Source organism: Streptomyces griseochromogenes (assembly GCF_001542625.1).
GTDB classification, from domain to species: Bacteria; Actinomycetota; Actinomycetes; order Streptomycetales; family Streptomycetaceae; genus Streptomyces; species Streptomyces griseochromogenes.
Window position 1 is genome coordinate 8,415,928 of sequence record NZ_CP016279.1, and the last position, 17,491, is coordinate 8,433,418.

At 71.0% G+C, this 17,491-nt stretch carries 15 protein-coding genes; 3 read left to right on the top strand and 12 right to left on the bottom strand.

The genetic code is table 11. From position 1 onward, the window contains the following. Positions 1-103: 103 nt before the first annotated feature. The 5 genes from AVL59_RS36515 to AVL59_RS36535 all read right to left on the bottom strand — a co-directional run bounded on the left by AVL59_RS36515 (position 104) and on the right by AVL59_RS36535 (position 6,712). The gene (locus AVL59_RS36515; RefSeq protein WP_067318160.1) at positions 104-943 is read right to left on the bottom strand and encodes a carbohydrate ABC transporter permease; all 840 of its coding nucleotides are present in this window, start codon (positions 941-943) and stop codon (positions 104-106) included. An 8-nt stretch (positions 944-951) separates the two neighbouring features. Next, positions 952-2,304 (bottom strand): ABC transporter permease, encoded by a 1,353-nt coding sequence (locus AVL59_RS36520; protein ID WP_067313262.1) that lies wholly within the window; start codon positions 2,302-2,304, stop codon positions 952-954. 8 nt (positions 2,305-2,312) lie between these two features. Further along, complete coding sequence (locus AVL59_RS36525) at positions 2,313-3,638, bottom strand: ABC transporter substrate-binding protein (RefSeq protein ID WP_067313264.1); 1,326 nt, start codon at positions 3,636-3,638, stop codon at positions 2,313-2,315. A gap of 38 nt (positions 3,639-3,676) precedes the next feature. Next, on the bottom strand, positions 3,677-5,305 hold the full coding sequence (locus tag AVL59_RS36530; RefSeq protein WP_208870502.1) for a glycoside hydrolase family 13 protein: 1,629 nt from the start codon (positions 5,303-5,305) through the stop codon (positions 3,677-3,679). A gap of 135 nt (positions 5,306-5,440) precedes the next feature. Further along, the gene (locus tag AVL59_RS36535) at positions 5,441-6,712 is read right to left on the bottom strand and encodes an ABC transporter substrate-binding protein (RefSeq protein WP_067313266.1); all 1,272 of its coding nucleotides are present in this window, start codon (positions 6,710-6,712) and stop codon (positions 5,441-5,443) included. Positions 6,713-6,840: 128 nt separating this feature from the next. On the opposite strand from AVL59_RS36535, the gene AVL59_RS36540 reads away from it, so the two are divergent. From AVL59_RS36540 to AVL59_RS36550, 3 genes are read left to right on the top strand one after another with little or no spacing between them, the layout of a single operon-like run. Beyond that, entirely contained in the window at positions 6,841-7,356 is a 516-nt protein-coding gene (locus tag AVL59_RS36540) for a PadR family transcriptional regulator (RefSeq protein ID WP_067313268.1), read from the top strand. Then, positions 7,353-8,120, top strand: coding sequence for an ABC transporter ATP-binding protein (locus AVL59_RS36545; protein WP_237281775.1), 768 nt, complete (start codon positions 7,353-7,355; stop codon positions 8,118-8,120). Before AVL59_RS36540 ends, AVL59_RS36545 begins: the two co-directional genes overlap by 4 nt. A 35-nt stretch (positions 8,121-8,155) precedes the next feature. Beyond that, on the top strand, positions 8,156-10,438 hold the full coding sequence (locus tag AVL59_RS36550; RefSeq protein ID WP_067313272.1) for an ABC transporter permease: 2,283 nt from the start codon (positions 8,156-8,158) through the stop codon (positions 10,436-10,438). Positions 10,439-10,519: 81 nt separating this feature from the next. On the opposite strand, the gene AVL59_RS36555 is transcribed toward AVL59_RS36550, so the two are convergent. From AVL59_RS36555 to AVL59_RS36585, 7 genes are all read right to left on the bottom strand, one after another. Then, complete coding sequence (locus AVL59_RS36555; RefSeq protein WP_067313274.1) at positions 10,520-11,293, bottom strand: DsbA family protein; 774 nt, start codon at positions 11,291-11,293, stop codon at positions 10,520-10,522. A 91-nt stretch (positions 11,294-11,384) separates the two neighbouring features. Then, a complete protein-coding gene (gene pgi / locus AVL59_RS36560; RefSeq protein ID WP_067313276.1) occupies positions 11,385-13,037 on the bottom strand; it encodes a glucose-6-phosphate isomerase in 1,653 nt (550 codons plus the stop codon). Between the two features lie 52 nt (positions 13,038-13,089). Further along, a complete protein-coding gene (locus AVL59_RS36565) occupies positions 13,090-14,358 on the bottom strand; it encodes an MFS transporter (protein WP_067313279.1) in 1,269 nt (422 codons plus the stop codon). Positions 14,359-14,483: 125 nt separating this feature from the next. Continuing rightward, a complete protein-coding gene (locus tag AVL59_RS36570) occupies positions 14,484-14,819 on the bottom strand; it encodes an RNA polymerase-binding protein RbpA (protein WP_003976875.1) in 336 nt (111 codons plus the stop codon). 246 nt (positions 14,820-15,065) lie between these two features. Next, complete coding sequence (gene secG, locus AVL59_RS36575; protein WP_079147168.1) at positions 15,066-15,302, bottom strand: preprotein translocase subunit SecG; 237 nt, start codon at positions 15,300-15,302, stop codon at positions 15,066-15,068. 107 nt (positions 15,303-15,409) lie between these two features. After that, positions 15,410-16,186 carry a triose-phosphate isomerase gene (gene tpiA / locus AVL59_RS36580; RefSeq protein WP_067313283.1) on the bottom strand — a complete coding sequence of 259 codons (777 nt, stop codon included), beginning with the start codon at positions 16,184-16,186 and terminating at the stop codon, positions 15,410-15,412. A 5-nt stretch (positions 16,187-16,191) separates the two neighbouring features. Continuing rightward, positions 16,192-17,403 (bottom strand): phosphoglycerate kinase, encoded by a 1,212-nt coding sequence (locus AVL59_RS36585; RefSeq protein WP_067313285.1) that lies wholly within the window; start codon positions 17,401-17,403, stop codon positions 16,192-16,194. Positions 17,404-17,491 lie beyond the last annotated feature (88 nt).

The following is a 17,491-nucleotide window of genomic DNA, read 5'->3' on the forward strand; positions in this document are numbered from 1 at the left end:
TTTCGTGCACGGTCCAGGGGGCGGAGCCCCCTGGACCCCGGCCTATGCCCACCCACCGGCTGACTCGGTGGGTGGGGCGGGGCCCCCAGGCAGGTCGAGACGGCTACTTCACCGACCCGGCCATCACGCCCTGCACAAAGTGCCGCTGGAACGCGAAGAACACCACCACCGGCACGATCAGGGACAGGAACGCGCCCGGGGCCAGTACGTCGATGTTGCTGCCGAACTGGCGGATCTGGGACTGGAGTTCCACGGTCAGGGGCTGGGACGAGCTGTCGGCGAAGAGCAGGGCGACCAGCATGTCGTTCCAGACCCACAGGAACTGGAAGATGGCGAGCGAAGCGATGGCCGGACGCCCTACCGGCAGGACGAGCCGGGTGAAGATGCGCCACTCGCTGCCGCCGTCCATCCGCGCCGCCTCCAGCATCTCCTTGGGCATCTCCGCGAAGTAGTTCCGCAGCAGGAACACCGCGAAGGGCAGGCCGTAGGCGACGTGGAAGAGGACGACCCCGGGAATCGTGCCGAACAGGCCCAGCTGTCCGAAGAGTTTGGCCACCGGCAGCAGGCCGATCTGCACGGGTACCACCAGCAGGGCCACCACCAGCAGGAAGAGCGGCTCGCGGCCGGGGAAGTCCAGCCAGGCGAAGGCGTATCCGGCCAGTGCCGCGATGACGACGACCAGGGTGGTCGCCGGCACCGAGATCAGCACGGTGTTCCAGAACGCCTGGGTCATGCCGGAGTTCTTCAGCAGTGCCGAGTAGTTGTCGAAGGACAGCTGGCCGGGGCTCGCCAGGGCGGTCCACCAGCCGCCCTTCGCCGTGTCCTGGGCCGACCGGAGGGACGACACGAACAGTCCCGCCAGCGGAGTCAGCCAGACCAGGCCGATCACCACGAGGAAGGCCTGCACCAGACCGTTGCCCAGGCCGCGCCTGACCGTGTTCATGGCCGAGCTCATCGCTGACTCCTTCGGAAACGGCGGACGTTGAACACCATCGCGGGGATCACCAGGAGCAGGAGCAGCACACCGAGCGCGCTGCCGAGGCCCTGGTTGTTGCCGCCGCCGAAGGACACCAGCCACATCTGGGTCGCCAGCACGGTGGCGTCCTCCTGCACGGGTCCGGGCGCGATGATGTAGACGAGGTCGAAGACCTTCATCACGTTGATCACGAGGGTCACGAAGACCACGGTGAGGACGGGGGCGAGCAGCGGGACGGTGATGCGGCGGAAGATCTGCCACTCGTTGGCGCCGTCCATCCTCGCGGCCTCCAGAGCGTCCCGGGGAAGGGTCGACAGACCGGCGCCGATCAGCACCATCGCGAAGCCCGTCCAGATCCACAGGTACGCGCCGATGATCGCCGGGGTGACCAGGGTCGGGCCGAGCCAGGAGACGCCCTGGTAGGGCGGCGCGAAGTTCGACGCGGGCAGCTTCACCGTGTACGAGCCCTCCCGGAGCCCGGGGAAGCGGAAGGAGCCGTCGGACGCGGAGGTCGTGCTCCCGACGGTCTTCCCGTCGCGCAGCGCCTCGACCTTCAGTCCGGGCAGGCCGCTCTCCTTCGGGTCGACCTTGCCCTGCCTTCCTCCCCCGCCGGGTGTGAAGTCCAGGTAGACGACACCGCGCACCTCGCCGGCGGCGGCCTTCTCCGTCGCGGCCGGGTACGCGGGCGACGCGCCCCTGGGCAGGTCCTTGGGCAGCACGCCGACGATCGGAAGCGTCACCGGGTCGCCCGGCGAGGCGGTCGTACGGTACGAGCCGTCCCGGTCCTGGGTGAGCAGCCCCGCACGCCCCCGCGCCGTCGGATACGACGAGGTCCCCTCGAAGGCGTCGTGGACGGAGACCACGGCGGCGTTGAGGACACCCTTGCCCGGGTCCTCGTCGTAGGCGAGGCGGAAGATGATGCCGGCGGCGAGGAAGGACACCGCCATCGGCATGAACAGCAGCAGCTTGAACGCCGTCGCCCAGCGGACCTTCTCCACCAGGACGGCCAGGATCAGGCCGAGGCCGGTGAGCAGGGCCGGGGCGACGACCACCCAGATCGTGGTGTTCCGGATGGCCTTCAGGGTGGCCGGGTCGCGGAACATCTCGGTGTAGTTGTCGCCGCCGACGAAGCGGGTGCCGGAGGCGTCGAAGAAACTGCGGCCGACGGAGAACAGCACCGGGTAGACGACCAGCGCGCCGAGCAGGAGCAGGGCGGGGAAGACGAAGAGCAGGGCGACGATCCGGGCGCGCCGCCGGCCGCGGCGCCCGGGGGCCGCGCCGGCGGCCCGCGGGCTCGCCTTCTCGGATACGAGCGTGGTGGCGGTCATTCTTCAGCTCAGTCCTGGTAGGCCTTGGCCGCGGCGGACTCCAGCTTCGCCGCGGTCCCCTTCGGGTCGGAGGGGTCGCGCAGGAAGTCCTGGAGCAGCTTCCACTCGCCGGCGCCCTTGGTGCCGCCGAAGGCCGCCGGTGCCTGGTCGGACATGTCGAAGCGGACCGAGTCGCCCGCGCCGACCAGGGACTTGGCGGTGGCCCGGGCGACGTCGTCGGCGTAGGACGCGAGGTCGAGCTTCTTGTTCGGGGACAGGAAGCCGCCCGCCTTCGCCCACACGGCCGCGGCCTCGGGGGTGGCCAGGTACTCCAGGAGCTTCATGCCGGCCTTGGCGTTCTTGCCGTCCTTCAGGACCACGGCCGCGTCGCCGCCGCTGACCACGGGTGCGGTGCCGCCGCCGACCGCGGGGAACGGGAAGAAGTTCGCGTCCTTGCCGATGCTCTTCTGGAACTGGTCGTGGGCGACCCCGGCGACGAAGTCGCCCTCGTAGACCATGCCGGCCTCCGGCTTGGGGCCGAAGACCTTCTCCACGGAGCTCGGGAAGTCGGTGTTCAGGGCCCCCTTCTGGCCGCCCGCGACCAGCTGCTTGTCCTTGAAGAGCTTGCCGAGCGTGGTGAGCGCCTGGACCACGCTCGGGTCGGTCCACTTCAGCTTGTGGGCGGCGAGGGCGTCGTACTTCTGGGGTCCGGCCTGGGAGAGGTAGATGTTCTCGAACCAGTCGGTGAGGGTCCAGCCGTCCTGGCCCGCGACGGCGAAGGCGGCGAGCCCGGAGTCGGAGACGGTGTGCCCGGCCTTGAGCATCTGGTCGTACGTCTTCGGCGGCTTGACCCCGGCCTGGGCGAGGGCGTCGGGGCTGTACCAGACGGTCGACTTGTGGGCGGCCTTGAAGTAGAGGCCGTAGAGGGTGCCGTCGACGCTGCCGTACTTCTTCCACACGGGCGCGTAGTCGGCGGTGACCGTCTGCTGGGCGGCCGGCGAGAGCGGCTTGAGCCAGCCCTTCTTCGCGAACTGCTGGAGCACGCCGACCTGCGGGACCATCACGACGTCGGGTGCGTTGCCGCCCTCGATCTTGCTGCCGACGACGGTGGAGACGTTGTCGCCGGTGGAGACGAACTGCGTCTTGGCGCCGGTCTTCGCGGAGAACGCGTCGAGCACCTTCTGGAAGTTCTTCTGCTCGCTGCCGGACCAGACACCGGCCACGGTGACGGTCTGGCCGCTGAGCGCCTTGTCGCCGCCGCCCGCGGAGACGTTGCCGCCGCCGCAGGCGGTCGCGCCGAGGGCCAGGGCGAGGGCGGTGCAGCTCGTGAGCAGGGTCGTACGTCGTCGCATCATCGTTGATGTCCCTTCGAAGGAGTGGGAACTGACGGGGATCAGAGCTGGTCGCTCAGCCACCAGGCGGCCGTCGAGCCGGGCAGTACGCCGGCCGGACACGGACCGCTGGACAGCAGGGGGGTGCCGGAGGCCGGCGCGGGTGTGGGGGACGTACCGAAGTTGACGGCGCAGACCAGGCCGTCGCCGCGGACGAAGCCGAGGACGCCGGGCGGGGTGTCCAGCCAGCGCAGCGTTCCCTCGCCCAACTGGGGGAGCGAGGAGCGCAGTTGGAGGCCGTCGCGGTACAGGTGCCAGAAGGAGCGGGTGTCGGCGAGGGCCCGGTCGGTGGCGTGCTCGGCGAACCAGTCCGGCTGCGGCAGCCAGGGCTTGGCACCCTCGACTCCGGAGGTGAAGCCGAACGGGGAGGCCTGTCCGGACCACGGCAGGGGCACCCGGCAGCCGTCGCGTATGCGGGCGCGGCTTCCGGTGCGGCGGAAGATCGGGTCGGTGAGCACGTCGTCGGGCAGGTCGACGACCTCGGGCAGGCCCAGTTCCTCGCCCTGGTAGATGTACGCGGCTCCGGGCAGCGCCAGCATCAGCAGCGCGGCGGCGCGGGCGCGGGCGGGGCCGAGGCCGCTGCCCTCGGGGGTCGGTTCGCCGTAGCGGGTGACGGTGCGGACCTGGTCGTGGTTGTTGAGGACCCAGGTGACCGTGGAGCCCGTGCCCGCGATGTCCTCCATGGCCTCGGAGATGACCTTGCGGAAGGAGTCGGCGTCCCAGGGGGCGCCGAGCAGGTCGAAGAAGAAGGCCTGGTGGAGTTCGTCCGGGCGGACGTACTGGGCGTGTTCGCGGGCGGTGGGGACGGAGACCTCGCCGACCAGGAGGCGTTCGCGGCCGTCGCGGGCGGTGTACTCCTCGCAGGTGGCGCGCCACTGTCGCCACACGTCGTGCACCTCGGGCTGGTTCCAGGCGAGCGGGTTGACCGAGTCGCGGGTGCGGGCGTCGGCCTCCGGGTCGTCGGAGTCGGGCAGTTCGGGGTGCTTGTAGAGGCCGGCGGCGACATCGATGCGGAAGCCGTCCACGCCGCGGTCGAGCCAGAAGCGCAGGACGCGGTCGAACTCGGCGGGGACCTCGGGGGTGCGCCAGTTCCAATCGGGCTGTTCGGGCGTGAACATGTGCAGGTACCACTGGCCGGGGCGGCCGTCCGCCTCGACGACGCGGGTCCAGGCCGGGCCGCCGAACATGGCGTGCCAGTTGTTGGGCGGCTCGCCGCCGTCCGGGCCGCGGCCGTCGGCGAAGTGGAAGCGGGCGCGGGCCGCGCTGCCGGGTGCGCTGTTCAGTGCCTCGCGGAACCACGGGTGCTCGCTGGAGCAGTGGTTGGGGACGATGTCCAGGAGCACCTTGATGCCGATCCGCCGGGCGGCCGCCACCAGCAGGTCGAACTCGGCGAGGTCGCCGAAGAGCGGATCGACGTCGCAGTAGCAGGCCACGTCGTAGCCGTGGTCGTGCTGCGGCGAGGGATAGAACGGGCTCAGCCAGATCCCGTCGACACCGAGCTTCTTCAGGTACGGCAGTCCGGCGCGGACCCCGGCGAGATCACCGATGCCGTCACCGGTGCTGTCCAGGAAGCTGCGGACGTACACCTGGTAGATCACCGCGTCACGCCACCAGCGGCACTTACTCAACATGTATGCATGTTAGGTAGGCGTGGCGCGGAGGTGTCAATGAAAAGAACAGATGCTACTGCCGAGTTGGGGCGACAAATACGGACTTACCTGGGCATCCGACCGGCAGATGAGATATCCGCGTTACCTAACAAGTAACTATCGACGGGAGATGGCGGCCAGCTCGCGGGCCAGTCGCCGCACCGCCGCCGCAGGCGTCTCGTGCCCGGTGAGCGCGTCCTGCACGACCGCCTGCACCACCAGGCTGACCTGGTCGTAGTGCGGGCTCTTGGGACGCGGAGCGGCCGTGAGGACGGCCGAGCGCAGGGTGGGCAAATAGGGGAACCGCCGTACCAGCGCGGGGTCTTCGTACAGCGCGGCGCGGACGGGGGGCAGCGCGCCCCGGGTGAGCACCTGCCGCTGAACGGGCTCGCTGGTCAGGTACGCGATCAGCCGCGCCGCGGAGTCGGGGTGCCGGGCGTGCGTGTTGACGGCCAGATCGGAGCCGCCGAGGACGCTCGTCCCCGGTCCGTGCGGCCCGGGCAGCGGCACGGCGCCGATCCGGCCGGCGACCCTGGAGCCCCTGGCCGAGGCGACGGCGTAGGCGTAGGGCCAGTTGCGCAGGAAGAGCAGACGGCCGTCCTGGAAGGCCTGCTTGGACTCTTCTTCCTTGTACGTCAGCGCCTTTTCGGGGATCCATCCCTCGCGGATCCCGCGGGCGAGGAAGCCGATGCCCTCGCGGGCGGCGTCCGAGTCGACGGTGACACGGGTGCCCTCGTCGCCGAGGATCGTGCCGCCCGCCGAGTACACGGCCTCGGCCGCGTTGACGGTCAGTCCCTCGTAGGGCAGGAACTGGCCCGCGTAGCCGTCGAGGCCGTACTTGGGCGCGATGGTCCTCGCGTCGTGCTCCAGCTCGGCCCAGGTACGCGGCGGGGGCACGCCCTCCTTGGCGAGGACGTCCTTGCGGTACAGCAGCAGTCCGGCGTTGGTGACGTACGGCACGGCGTACAGCCGCCCCTGGTACGTGGCCGTGTCCACCACCGGCGGCAGGAAGCTCTTCAGCGGGAAGCGGTCCGGGGGCAGCGGGCGGATCCAGCCGGCCGCCGCGAACTCCGAGGTCCAGTTCACGTCGATGTTGAGGACGTCGAACCGGCCCCGGTCACCGCCGCGCAGGTCGGTGGTCATCTGCGCGTGGGTCTCGTCGGCGGAGTCCGGCAGCTCGACGAGGGTGACCTTCTCGGCGGGATGGGTGCGGTTCCAGCCCTGGAGGAGCGGGCCGAGATAGCCGGTGAGATCGCCGGCGGTGGCCAGGGTGAGCGGGCCGCGACCGCCGGGGGCGCTCTCGTCGGCGTGCGCACCCGAGGCCACGTACCCGGTCAGGACCACGGCCAGAACGAGGAGCCCCCTACCGGCGGCGCGCATCCACCGCATAGGTTCCTCCCTGAACACGTACACCCGGCCGCGGGCACCCTTGCCCGGGGTCAGAGGCCATGTATACCTGTTAGGTATGGGCGATACTAGGGCCTGGAGCACATTGAGCAGACAGGAGGACAGCACGAGTGCGCCTGCCCCTCCTGGCACTCCTCGCGCGCGGCCCGGCCCACGGCTATGAGCTGAAGCAGGACCTTGAGCTCCTGCTGGGCTCCGCGTACCCTCAGCCGAACGTCGGCCAGATCTACGTGACCCTCGGCCGCCTCGAGAAGTCGGGACTGATCGAGGGCGAGGACGTCGAGCAGTCCAGCCGACCCAACAAAAAGGTCTACCACCTCACCGACGCCGGGCGCGAGGCGCTGCACGCCTGGTTCGAGGAGACCGAGGACGAGCCGCGGGTACGGGACGAGTTCTTCATGAAACTGGCACTCGCCCCGCAGACCGGTCTCGCCGACCAGATCGCCCTCATCAACAAACAGCGGCGCCAGTACCTCAACACCATGCGCAATCTGTCGAAACTGGCCGCGGCCGAGAACCGGGACAACCGAATCGCCCATCTGCTCATAGAGGGCGCGATGCTGCACCTGCAGGCCGACCTCGACTGGCTGGAGCGGTGCCAGGAGGAACTGGAGGAGCCGGAGTGAGTGACGTCTCCTCTCCTGTGCACGGGCACGCTCCCGTGCTGCGTGCCGAGGCCCTGGTGAAGACCCACCACGGCGAGGGCGCGCCCGCGCGTGCCGTGCGCGGGGTCGACCTGAGCGTCGCGCGGGGCGAGTTCGTGGCGATCACCGGCCCGTCCGGGGCCGGGAAGTCGACGCTGCTGCACCTGCTCGGCGGGCTGCAGCGACCGGACGAGGGCAGCATCTGGCTGGACGGCGAGCGCACCGACTCCTACAGCGAGGCGCGCTGGGCGGTGGAGCGGCGGAAGGCGATCGGGATCGTCTTCCAGTTCTTCAACCTGGTGTCGAACCTGTCGGTCGCCGACAACGTCGAGCTGCCCGCCCTGCTCGCCGGCGTCCCGCCGAAGCGGGCTCGCGCCGAGCGCGAGGCGCTCCTTTCCGAACTGGGCCTCACCGGCAAGGAGCGCAGCATGCCGGGCGAGCTGTCCGGCGGCGAACAGCAGCGGGTCGCGCTCGCCCGGGCCCTGGTCAACCATCCGCCGCTGCTGCTGGCGGACGAGCCCGCCGGCAGCCTCGACAGCAAGGGCACCCGCGAGGTGATGCGGCTGCTGACCCGCTTCCACGGGCGCGGGCAGAGCATCGTCCTCGTCACCCATGACGCCCGGCTGGCGAGCGCCGCCGACCGCGTGATCAGCTTCTTCGACGGCCGGATAGCCGACGACGCCGCGCTGGACGGCACTCCGTCCCGCCGCGGCGGTACCTCCGGTGTGCTGGAGCTGAGGGACTGATGGCGCACCGACCACCCGGCAGCGGGGACTGAGCCGTGCGAGCCACCCTGCGCTGGGCCCACTCCGATCTGCGCACGCACCGCGGCGAGGCGCTGTTCATCACGCTCGCCACCGCGGGCATCGTCGCCTCGCTGCTGCTGGCCGCCGCCCTCTTCGGCTACGCCACCAACCCCTGGCAGCGGGTCTTCACCCAGGCCCACGGGGCACATGTGTGGATCCACACGGCCGCCTCCGCCGACGCCGGCAAACTCGCCCGGCTGGACGGCGTCCAGTCCGTGGCCGGCCCCTACCGCACCGAGTCCGCCACCGTGGCCGTCCGCGGCACCCGCGCCTCCGTGGAGCTGCGCGGCACGCCCCGGCTGCCCTCCGTCGACCGCCCGCTGCTCACCGCGGGCCACTGGCTGGATCCGGCCGAGCCGGACGGTGTGGTCCTGGAGAGCAGCCTGGCCCGCGCCCTGCTGGCCGAGCCCGGCGACACCCTGACCCTCACCGGCACGGCCCGCAGCCTCACCGTCGAGGGCATCGCCGACAGCGCCGAGCCCCGCTACAGCCCCGGCGAACAGCCGGGACTCGTCTGGGCTCTGCCGCCCGCCGTCCGTGCCCCCGGCGGCCAGGTGACGGGGCTGCGCCTCGCCGATCCGGGCGACACGGACTACGCGGTGCAGCGTGCCGTCACCGTGCTGGGCGCGGGCGCGGTCGGCGAGGTCTCCACCTGGCAGCAGGCGCGGGCCGAGGCGCAGGGCGAGAACCGGCTCCTCGGGCAGGTGCTCGGACTGTTCGGCCTCGGTGCACTGGTCGCCGCGGGCTTCGCCGTGCACGGGGCGATCGGCACCCGCATCCGCGGCCATCTGCGGGACATCTCGGTCCTGAAGGCGATCGGCTTCACCCCCGGGCAGGTGGTACGGATCTTCCTGCTCCAGCACCTCGCCTACGCCGCTCTCGGCGCGGTGGCCGCGGCCGCGCTCACCGAGACCCTGGGCGGCCGGGTCCCGGGGCGGATCGGTGACGCGGTGGCGGTGTGGGCGGGGCTGCCCGGGCACACCGCGGCCCTGGTCGCCGTGTCCGTGGGCGCGGTGCTGTTCATCGGTCTGACGACGGGACTCGCGGCCTGGCGGGCGGGCCGGGTGCCGCCGGTGCCGGTGCCACGCCCCTCGGCCGCGGGGGGCGGGCGGCTGACCGGCCTGGCCCGGCGGGCTCTGGGACTGCGCCTGCCGGCCGCGCTGGTGCTGGGCTGCCACAAGGCGTTCGCGGGCCGTGGCCGGTCGCTGGCCGGAGTGGCCCGGCTCGCGCTGCCGCTGCTGCTGATCGTGGTGGCGCTCAGCGCGTGGACCACCATCGACCGGTTCCACACCAGCCCGGAGCGGATGGGCCTGCCGACTGCGCTCACCGTCCGCTCGGACGCAGGCGTGAGCGATCCGGACGTACGGGCCCTGCTGGCGGCGGACTCCAGGGTCGCCGACGCCTATCCGGGCGTCGAGGTGGCCGCCCTCGTCCCCGGCCAGACCGGGACGATCGCCCTGCGCGGCCTCGGTACCCGCACCCGGCCCTATCCGTACACCCTCGCCGAGGGCCGGGCCGCGCGCGGACCGGACGAGGCGGTGGCCGGTCAGGGCCTGCTGGACCTGCTGCATGTGCGGGTCGGCGACTGGGTGCGGATGACGGTCGGCGAGCAGCCGCAGATCCTGCACATCGTCGGCCGGAGCATCGAGCCGCAGAACGCCGGCCGGGTCGTGACGACCTCCCTCGACACCCTGCGCGAGAACGACCCCCGGGTCTCACCGGTCTTCTACCAGCTCCGTCTGCGGCCGGGCGCCGACCCCCAGCGGGTCGCGGCCGCCCTCACCACGGCCGGCCGCGGGCACCTGGACGTGCACGCCGTGCCGAACCCGGCCGACGGGCTGTCCCCGCTGCGCGCGGTGGTCACCGGGCTGATCGCCGTCCTCGCCCTCATCGGGCTCGTCGAGCTGCTCACCACCATCGGCGGGAGCGTCCGGGAGGGCGAGCGGGACATGCTGGCCCTCAGGGCGATCGGCATGTCCCCCCGGCAGATCACCGCGATCACGGTCACGGCGACGAGCTGTACGGCGCTGGCCGCGGCGGTCGCCGGTACGGCACTGGGGCTGCCGCTGGGCCGCCGGCTGATCGACGCCCAGGGAAGCTCCAGCGGCATCGGCGCCGGCATCGCCCGCTCGCCCTCGCCCGGCCTGCTGCTCCTGCTGGGCGCGAGCGCCGTGCTGGGGGCCGCCGCTCTCGCCGCCCTGCCCGCGGCCCGGGCGGCCCGCCGACGGCTGGCGGATACGCTGAGTGCCGTGGCCTGACGGCCGGTGCGGGCGGCTCGGAAGGAGGCGTGACTCAGACGGGGACGTGGCACGAAAAGAGGTCTGGCCCGGGAGTCCGGCTCAGGAGGAAGCCTTCCGCCATTCCTCGGGCCGCGCCCGGATCTTGGCCAGCAGCGTGTCGAAGATCTGCCCGTCGAAGAGCACGCCGTTGCTCTGCGGCGGGATGCGTACGCCGTTGATCTCCGCGGTGGGGGTGCCCGGACCATTGGGCTCGGCGGCCCCGCCCGCACGCTCGTACGCCTTCTCGGCGGCGGTCACGAACGAGCGGTACTTCATGGTCTTGACGGCCGAGTCGAAGGCGGGCCCCCGCAGCCCGTCGATCCGCCCGGCCAGCTCGAGCAGATAGGCGTCGGTGAATCCGTCCACGCTCTCCTCGGGCTGGTGGGCGTAGAGCATGTCGTGGTACTCGGCGAACTTGCCCGCCTCCAGCGCGGCCCGCAGGGCGTTCACCGCCTTCTTCGAGCCGCTGCCGCGGAGCCGGTCGTCCAGGAAGGAGGCGAGGGTGTACTGGGTCCTCGTCTCCCGCCGGAGGGTGGCCGCGCGCAGCTTCGGCCCGCCGCCCTTGGTCTCGAACTCCTCGCACACCGGGCATCGCGGGTCCTCGTACAGGTGCACCGTGACCTTGGCGTGCGGGTCGCCCACCGTGATGGTCGTCCCGTCCTTCTCCAGCCGCGCCGGCACGTCCTTCAGACCGGAGTAGGCCGGCTCGGCCACCGTCGTGGCCGCGGGACCCTTGTCCTCGGACTCCGCCTGCTCATGTCCGCTCCCGCAGCCCACGGCCGACATCCCCAGCACGGCCACCGCGGCCACCGCGGCGAACTCCCGACGCCTCATGCGCACATCCTCCCCTTGGATTCAATGGAAACCCTAGGGGATGACCAGCGAAAACGCACAAAACAGTCGCCGCGGCGGCCATAAGCGAGAGTCAGCTCCGACCGCGGAGCTCCCGGTACCTGGCGACGAGCGCCTTGGTCGACGCATCCAGGCCGGGGACCTCCGCGCCCTCGGTCAGGGCCGGTTCCACCCGCTTGGCGAGGACCTTGCCCAGCTCCACGCCCCACTGGTCGAAGGAGTCGATGTTCCAGACGGCGCCCTGGACGAACACCTTGTGCTCGTAGAGGGCGACGAGCTGGCCGAGGACGGACGGGGTCAGCTCACGCGCGAGGATCGTCGTCGTCGGCCGGTTGCCCTGGAAGGTCTTGTGCGCCACCAGCTCCTCGGCGACGCCCTCCGCACGGACCTCCTCGGCGGTCTTGCCGAAGGCGAGGGCCTGGGTCTGGGCGAAGAAGTTGGCCATCAACAGATCGTGCTGCGCCCTGAGTTCGGCGCTGAGCTCGGCGACCGGCTCCGCGAAGCCGATGAAGTCCGCCGGGATCAGCTTCGTGCCCTGGTGGATCAGCTGGTAGTAGGCGTGCTGCCCATTGGTGCCGGGCGTGCCCCACACGACCGGGCCGGTCTGCCACTCGACCCGCTTGCCGTCCCGCGCCACGTACTTGCCGTTGGACTCCATGTCCAGCTGCTGGAGATAGGCGGTGAACTTGGAGAGGTAGTGGCTGTACGGCAGCACCGCGTGCGACTGGGCGTCGTGGAAGTTGTCGTACCAGATGCCCAACAGGCCGAGGAGCAGCGGGACGTTGGCCTCGGCGGGCGCGGTGCGGAAGTGATCGTCGACCAGGCGGAAGCCGTCGAGCATCTCCCGGAAGCGGTCCGGGCCGATGGCGATCATCAGGGACAGGCCGATCGCGGAGTCGTACGAGTACCGGCCGCCGACCCAGTCCCAGAACTCGAACATGTTGTCCGGGTCGATGCCGAACTCGGCGACCTTCTCGCCGTTGGTCGAGAGGGCCACGAAGTGCTTGGCCACCGCGGACTCGTCACCGAGCGCGGCCAGCAGCCACTTCCGCGCGGAGGTCGCGTTGGTGATCGTCTCGATGGTGGTGAAGGTCTTGGACGCGACGATGAACAGCGTCTCGGCCGGGTCCAGGTCGCGGGTGGCCTCGTGCAGGTCGGCGCCGTCCACGTTGGAGACGAAGCGGACCGTGAGGTCGCGGTCGGTGAAGCTGCGCAGCACCTCGTAGGCCATCGCCGGGCCCAGGTCGGAGCCGCCGATGCCGACGTTGATCACGTTCTTGATCCGCTTGCCGGTGTGCCCGGTCCAGGCGCCGGAGCGGACCCGCTCGGCGAAGGCGCTCATCTTGTCCAGCACGGCGTGCACCGCCGGGACGACGTTCTCCCCGTCGACCTCGATGACGGCGTCCCGCGGCGCGCGCAGCGCGGTGTGCAGCACCGCCCGGTCCTCGGTGACGTTGATCTTCTCTCCGCGGAACATGGCGTCCCGCAGGCCGAAGACGCCGGTCGCGGCGGCCAGCTCGCGCAGCATCCGCAGCGTCTCGTCCGTGACCAGGTGCTTCGAGTAGTCGATGTACAGATCACCGACCTGCAGGGTGTACCCGGCGCCGCGCCGGGGATCGGCGGCGAACAGATCCCGCAGATGGGTGTCGGCCAGCTCCTCCCGGTGCTTGGCGAGAGCGGTCCACTCGGGCGTCTGGTTGAGCCTGGTACGGCCGTCTGCGTTCATTTCCGACTTCAGCCTTCTTTCGTCCCTGTCCCAGCTGTTCCAACCTAATTGATCACCCCGGGGCGCGAGCCGTCGTGACGTCGTCGTCCGGCGCAACAACAGGTACGTCCGGCTTGCGCGCCGGTATCAGGGCGGTGACGGACAGGACGAAGAAGGCGGCCGTGAGCAGAGGCGGGGTGTTGCGGCCCCCGGCGGTGGCGACGGCGCCGCCGAGCAGGGCGCCCAGCGGGGCTCCGGCGACGGCCAGCGTGCGGAACGCGGAGCTGACCCGGCCGACCATGTCGGCGGGGGCGCGTTGCTGCATCAGTGTGGTCGTGTTGACGTTCCACAGCATGCCCATGCTGCCGAAGACGGCGAGGGCGGCCACCAGGGCGGTCAGGCTGCGCACGGTGCCCATGACGAGGAGCGCGCCGATCTGCACGGTGCCCGCGAGCAGCACGGTCCGCAGCGGGCCGAGCCCGGCCGTGATCCACCGGTTCAGCACGCCCCCGGCCAGGCCGCCGACCGTGTAGGCGGTCGCCACGGCCGCGTATCCCGCGCTGCCCGCGTGCAGCCAGCCGGTCACCAGGATCACCAGGGTGGCGATCAGGGCACCCATGCCGATGTTGCACAGGGCCGTGGCCGCGCACAGCCCGCGAAGGGCCCGGTCGTGCCACAGGGTGCGCAGCCCGGCGGCGATCTCCCGGCGCAGGGTGCTGCCCGCCGCTCTCGCAGCGCGCTCGGGGGCGGCGGTCCGCAGGGCGGCGACCAGGGCGGCGGCCAGGAGGAACGTGGCGGCGTCGGCCAGGAACGGGACAGCCGCTCCGGCCGCGATCAGCACCGGCACGGCGGGCGCCCCCACCAGTCCGCCGGCGATCTTCTGTCCGGTCATCAGCCGGGCATTGGCACTGCCGAGGGCCTGCCGCTCCACCAGGGAGGGCAGCAGGGCCGTGGCCGCATTGTCGAAGAGGGTCTGCAGGGTGGTCAGTGCGAACGCCAGCGCGATCAGCAGGGCGATCGAGGCGTGCCCCAGGGCTACGACCACGGCGAAACCCGCCACCAGCAGTCCCCGTACCGCATCCACGGTCCACATCGCGCGCCGCTGGTCCACGCGGTCGGCGACGGCCCCGCCGAGCAGCCCGAAGACGATCCAGGGCAGATAGCCACAGGCGGTGACCGAGGCGATGAGCAGGGGCCGGTCGGTCAGCGAGGCGGCGAGCAGGGGCAGCGCGGCCGTACGCAGCGCGTCACCGAAACTGGAGAGCACGGCGGCGCTCCACAGCCGCCCGAACCCGCCGTGCCATACGGGCGCACGTCCGCCCGTTCGCTCGACCGCCGTCACAACTCCCCCTCATGGTTCTCGCCTTCACGAAAACCGTAGGGGGCACCACTGACAATCGGCCGGGCGCGGACGGAGGAAGACGGCTCCGGCCAGCCACCCGCGGGTGCCCGGCCGGACCGTAACTTCTAGATCTCGCCGCGCAGTTTGGCGAGCGCCTCGGCGAGGATCGCCTCGCCGTCCGCGTCGCTGCGCCGCTCCCGTACATACGCGAGGTGCGTCTTGTACGGCTCGGTGCGCGGCGGGTCCGGCGGGTTGTCCCGGTCCTGACCGGCCGGGAAGCCGCAGCGCGGGCAGTCCCAGGTCTCGGGCACCTGTGCGTCGCTGGCGAAGCTCGGCTGGGTCTCATGCCCGTTGGAGCACCAGAAGGAGATGCGCAGACGCGGCGCGGACTCGCCGCGCTCGGCCTCGCCCATCGGCCCCGCCCCGACCCGGCTTCCCCGGATCGCGTTGCCACTTGCCACGGTCATAACTCCCTGCGTGATGGTGCCGCGAAGCGAGTCGACGTTTCGCTTCGCCGCGAGCGCCTCAGTCTACGTAAGGCCCAACGCGCGTCCAGTGATTGGAGTTACAACCCCCACATCCAGACGCAAGCCCCATGATAGGCCGCGCTCACAAGCGCGTACCGAACATGGGGCCTTACGTGCGGAATGTATATGTTTGTGAGCCGCTGATCGGCTGTGTGCGCGCTGTCAGCGAGTCGTCGGGTGTCAGCCGTTCGACTTCATCAGAAGACCGAGCACGATGATGCACGCGAACCACAGCACACCGATCACGATGGTGATGCGGTCGAGGTTGCGCTCGGCGACCGAGGAGCCGCCGACGGAGGACTGCATGCCGCCGCCGAACATGTCGGAGAGGCCGCCGCCCTTCCCCTTGTGCATCAGCACCAGCAGCATCAGCAGCAGGCTGAAGACGATCAGGGCGATCGAGAACCCCAAAACCACGGCTGGACCAACTTCCTCGGATTCGGATGGAGTGCGGGGGCACGGCCCTGGGCCATGCCCCCGCAAGGGTACGACGGATCGTCGCTACCGCCTACTCACAGCTCGTCCTACTGATCGCGGAACCGCACGATCTTGACGAACTCGTCGGCGTCCAGCGAGGCACCGCCGACCAGGGCGCCGTCGATGTCGGCCTGCGCCATGATCTCGGCGACGTTGCCCGACTTCACGGAGCCGCCGTACTGGATACGGACCTGGTCGGCCAGCTCCTGCGAGTACAGCTCGGCGATCTTGGCGCGGATGGCGGCGCAGACCTCCTGCGCGTCCTCGGCGCCGCAGACCTTGCCCGTTCCGATGGCCCACACGGGCTCGTAGGCGATCACGACGGTCTCGGCCTGCTCGGCCGGCAGACCCTTCAGACCGACCTCGACCTGGGCGAGGGTGTGGGTGACGTGGTTGCCCGCCTCGCGGACGTCCAGCTCCTCGCCGACGCACAGGATCGGGGTCAGGCCGTGCTTGTAGGCGGCCTTGACCTTGGCGTTCACCAGCTCGTCGGTCTCGCTGTGGTGCTGGCGGCGCTCGGAGTGGCCGATCACCACGTAGGTGCACTTCAGCTTGGCCAGCATCGGGCCGGAGATGTCGCCGGTGTAGGCGCCGGAGTCGTGCTGCGAGATGTCCTGGGCGCCGTACTTGATCTTGAGCTTGTCGCCGTCGACCAGGGTCTGCACGGAGCGCAGGTCGGTGAAGGGCGGCAGGACGGCGACCTCGACGGCCTCGTAGTCCTTGTCGGCCAGGGCGAAGGCGAGCTTCTGGACGTGTGCGATGGCCTCGAGGTGGTTGAGGTTCATCTTCCAGTTGCCCGCCACCAGCGGCGTGCGCGTGCTCATTGAGGTCAGTCCTCCAGTGCGGCGAGGCCGGGGAGCGTCTTGCCCTCGAGGTATTCGAGGGAGGCGCCGCCACCGGTCGAGATGTGGCCGAATGCGTTCTCGTCGAAACCGAGCGTGCGCACGGCGGCGGCGGAGTCACCGCCGCCGACGACCGTGAAGCCCGGCGATTCGACGAGGGCCTGGGCGACCGCCTTGGTGCCCTCGGCGTAGTCGGGGTGCTCGAAGACGCCCATCGGACCGTTCCAGAAGACGGTGGCCGCGTCGGCGAGCTTCGAGGCGTACAGCTTGCGGGTCTCCGGACCGATGTCCAGGCCCTCCTGGTCGGCGGGGATCGCGTCCGCGGCGACGGTGGTGGGGTTCGCCGGAGCCTTCGTCTTCAGGTCCGGGAACTCGGGCGACACCAGGACGTCGACCGGGAGCACCAGCTCCACGCCGTTCTTCTCGGCGCGCTCCATGTACTCGGTGACGGCCGGGACCTGGTCCTCCTGGAGGAGGGAGATGCCGACCTCGTAGCCCTTGGCCTTCAGGAAGGTGTAGGCCATGCCGCCGCCGATGAGCAGACGGTCGGCCTTCCCCAGCAGCTCGTCGATGACGGCGAGCTTGTCGGAGACCTTGGCGCCGCCGAGCGCGACGACGTAGGGGCGCTTGACGTCCTCGGTGAGCTTCTTCAGGACGCCGACCTCGGTGGCGATCAGGTAGCCGGCGAAGTGCGGCAGCCGGGCCGGGAGGTCGTACACGGAGGCGTGCCCCCGGTGCACGGCGCCGAAGCCGTCGCCCACGTAGACGTCCGCGAGGCCGGCGAGGGCGTCGGCGAACGCGCCGCGCTCCGCGTCGTCCTTGCTGGTCTCACCCGCGTTGAAACGCAGGTTCTCCAGCAGCGCGACCTCCCCGTCCCCCAGTGCGGCGACGGTGGCCTTCGCGCTGTCGCCGACCGTGTCGGCGGCGAACGAGACGTTCTTGCCCAGGATTTCACCGAGTCGCTCGGCGACGGGGGCGAGGGAGAACTGCGGGTCCGGGGCGCCCTTGGGACGGCCCAGGTGGGAGGCGACGACCACCTTGGCGCCCGCCTCGGCGAGCTTGGCGATGGTCGGGGCGACGGCGCGGATCCGGCCGTCGTCGGTGATGGTGGCGCCGTCCAAGGGGACGTTGAGGTCGGCGCGGACGAAGACCCGCTGGCCGGCTACGCCTGCGGCGAGGAGTTCGTCGATCGTCTTCATGAGTGAGGCTCCCGAGGGCTGATGGTGCTCCGTGATCGTAGTCATGGCTGTTCTGTACGTGCGTCAGGGCCCGGGCCGCGCGTCCCTG

Bases quoted from the DNA above. Each gene is read 5' to 3' on its own strand.
- AVL59_RS36515 (WP_067318160.1), bottom strand. From the start codon at position 943: ATGAACACGGTCAGGCGCGGCCTGGGCAACGGTCTGGTGCAGGCCTTC.
- AVL59_RS36520 (WP_067313262.1), bottom strand. From the start codon at position 2,304: ATGACCGCCACCACGCTCGTATCCGAGAAGGCGAGCCCGCGGGCCGCC.
- AVL59_RS36525 (WP_067313264.1), bottom strand. From the start codon at position 3,638: ATGATGCGACGACGTACGACCCTGCTCACGAGCTGCACCGCCCTCGCC.
- AVL59_RS36530 (WP_208870502.1), bottom strand. From the start codon at position 5,305: ATGTTGAGTAAGTGCCGCTGGTGGCGTGACGCGGTGATCTACCAGGTG.
- AVL59_RS36535 (WP_067313266.1), bottom strand. From the start codon at position 6,712: ATGCGGTGGATGCGCGCCGCCGGTAGGGGGCTCCTCGTTCTGGCCGTG.
- AVL59_RS36555 (WP_067313274.1), bottom strand. From the start codon at position 11,293: ATGAGGCGTCGGGAGTTCGCCGCGGTGGCCGCGGTGGCCGTGCTGGGG.
- pgi (WP_067313276.1), bottom strand. From the start codon at position 13,037: ATGAACGCAGACGGCCGTACCAGGCTCAACCAGACGCCCGAGTGGACC.
- tpiA (WP_067313283.1), bottom strand. From the start codon at position 16,186: ATGAGCACGCGCACGCCGCTGGTGGCGGGCAACTGGAAGATGAACCTC.
- AVL59_RS36585 (WP_067313285.1), bottom strand. From the start codon at position 17,403: ATGAAGACGATCGACGAACTCCTCGCCGCAGGCGTAGCCGGCCAGCGG.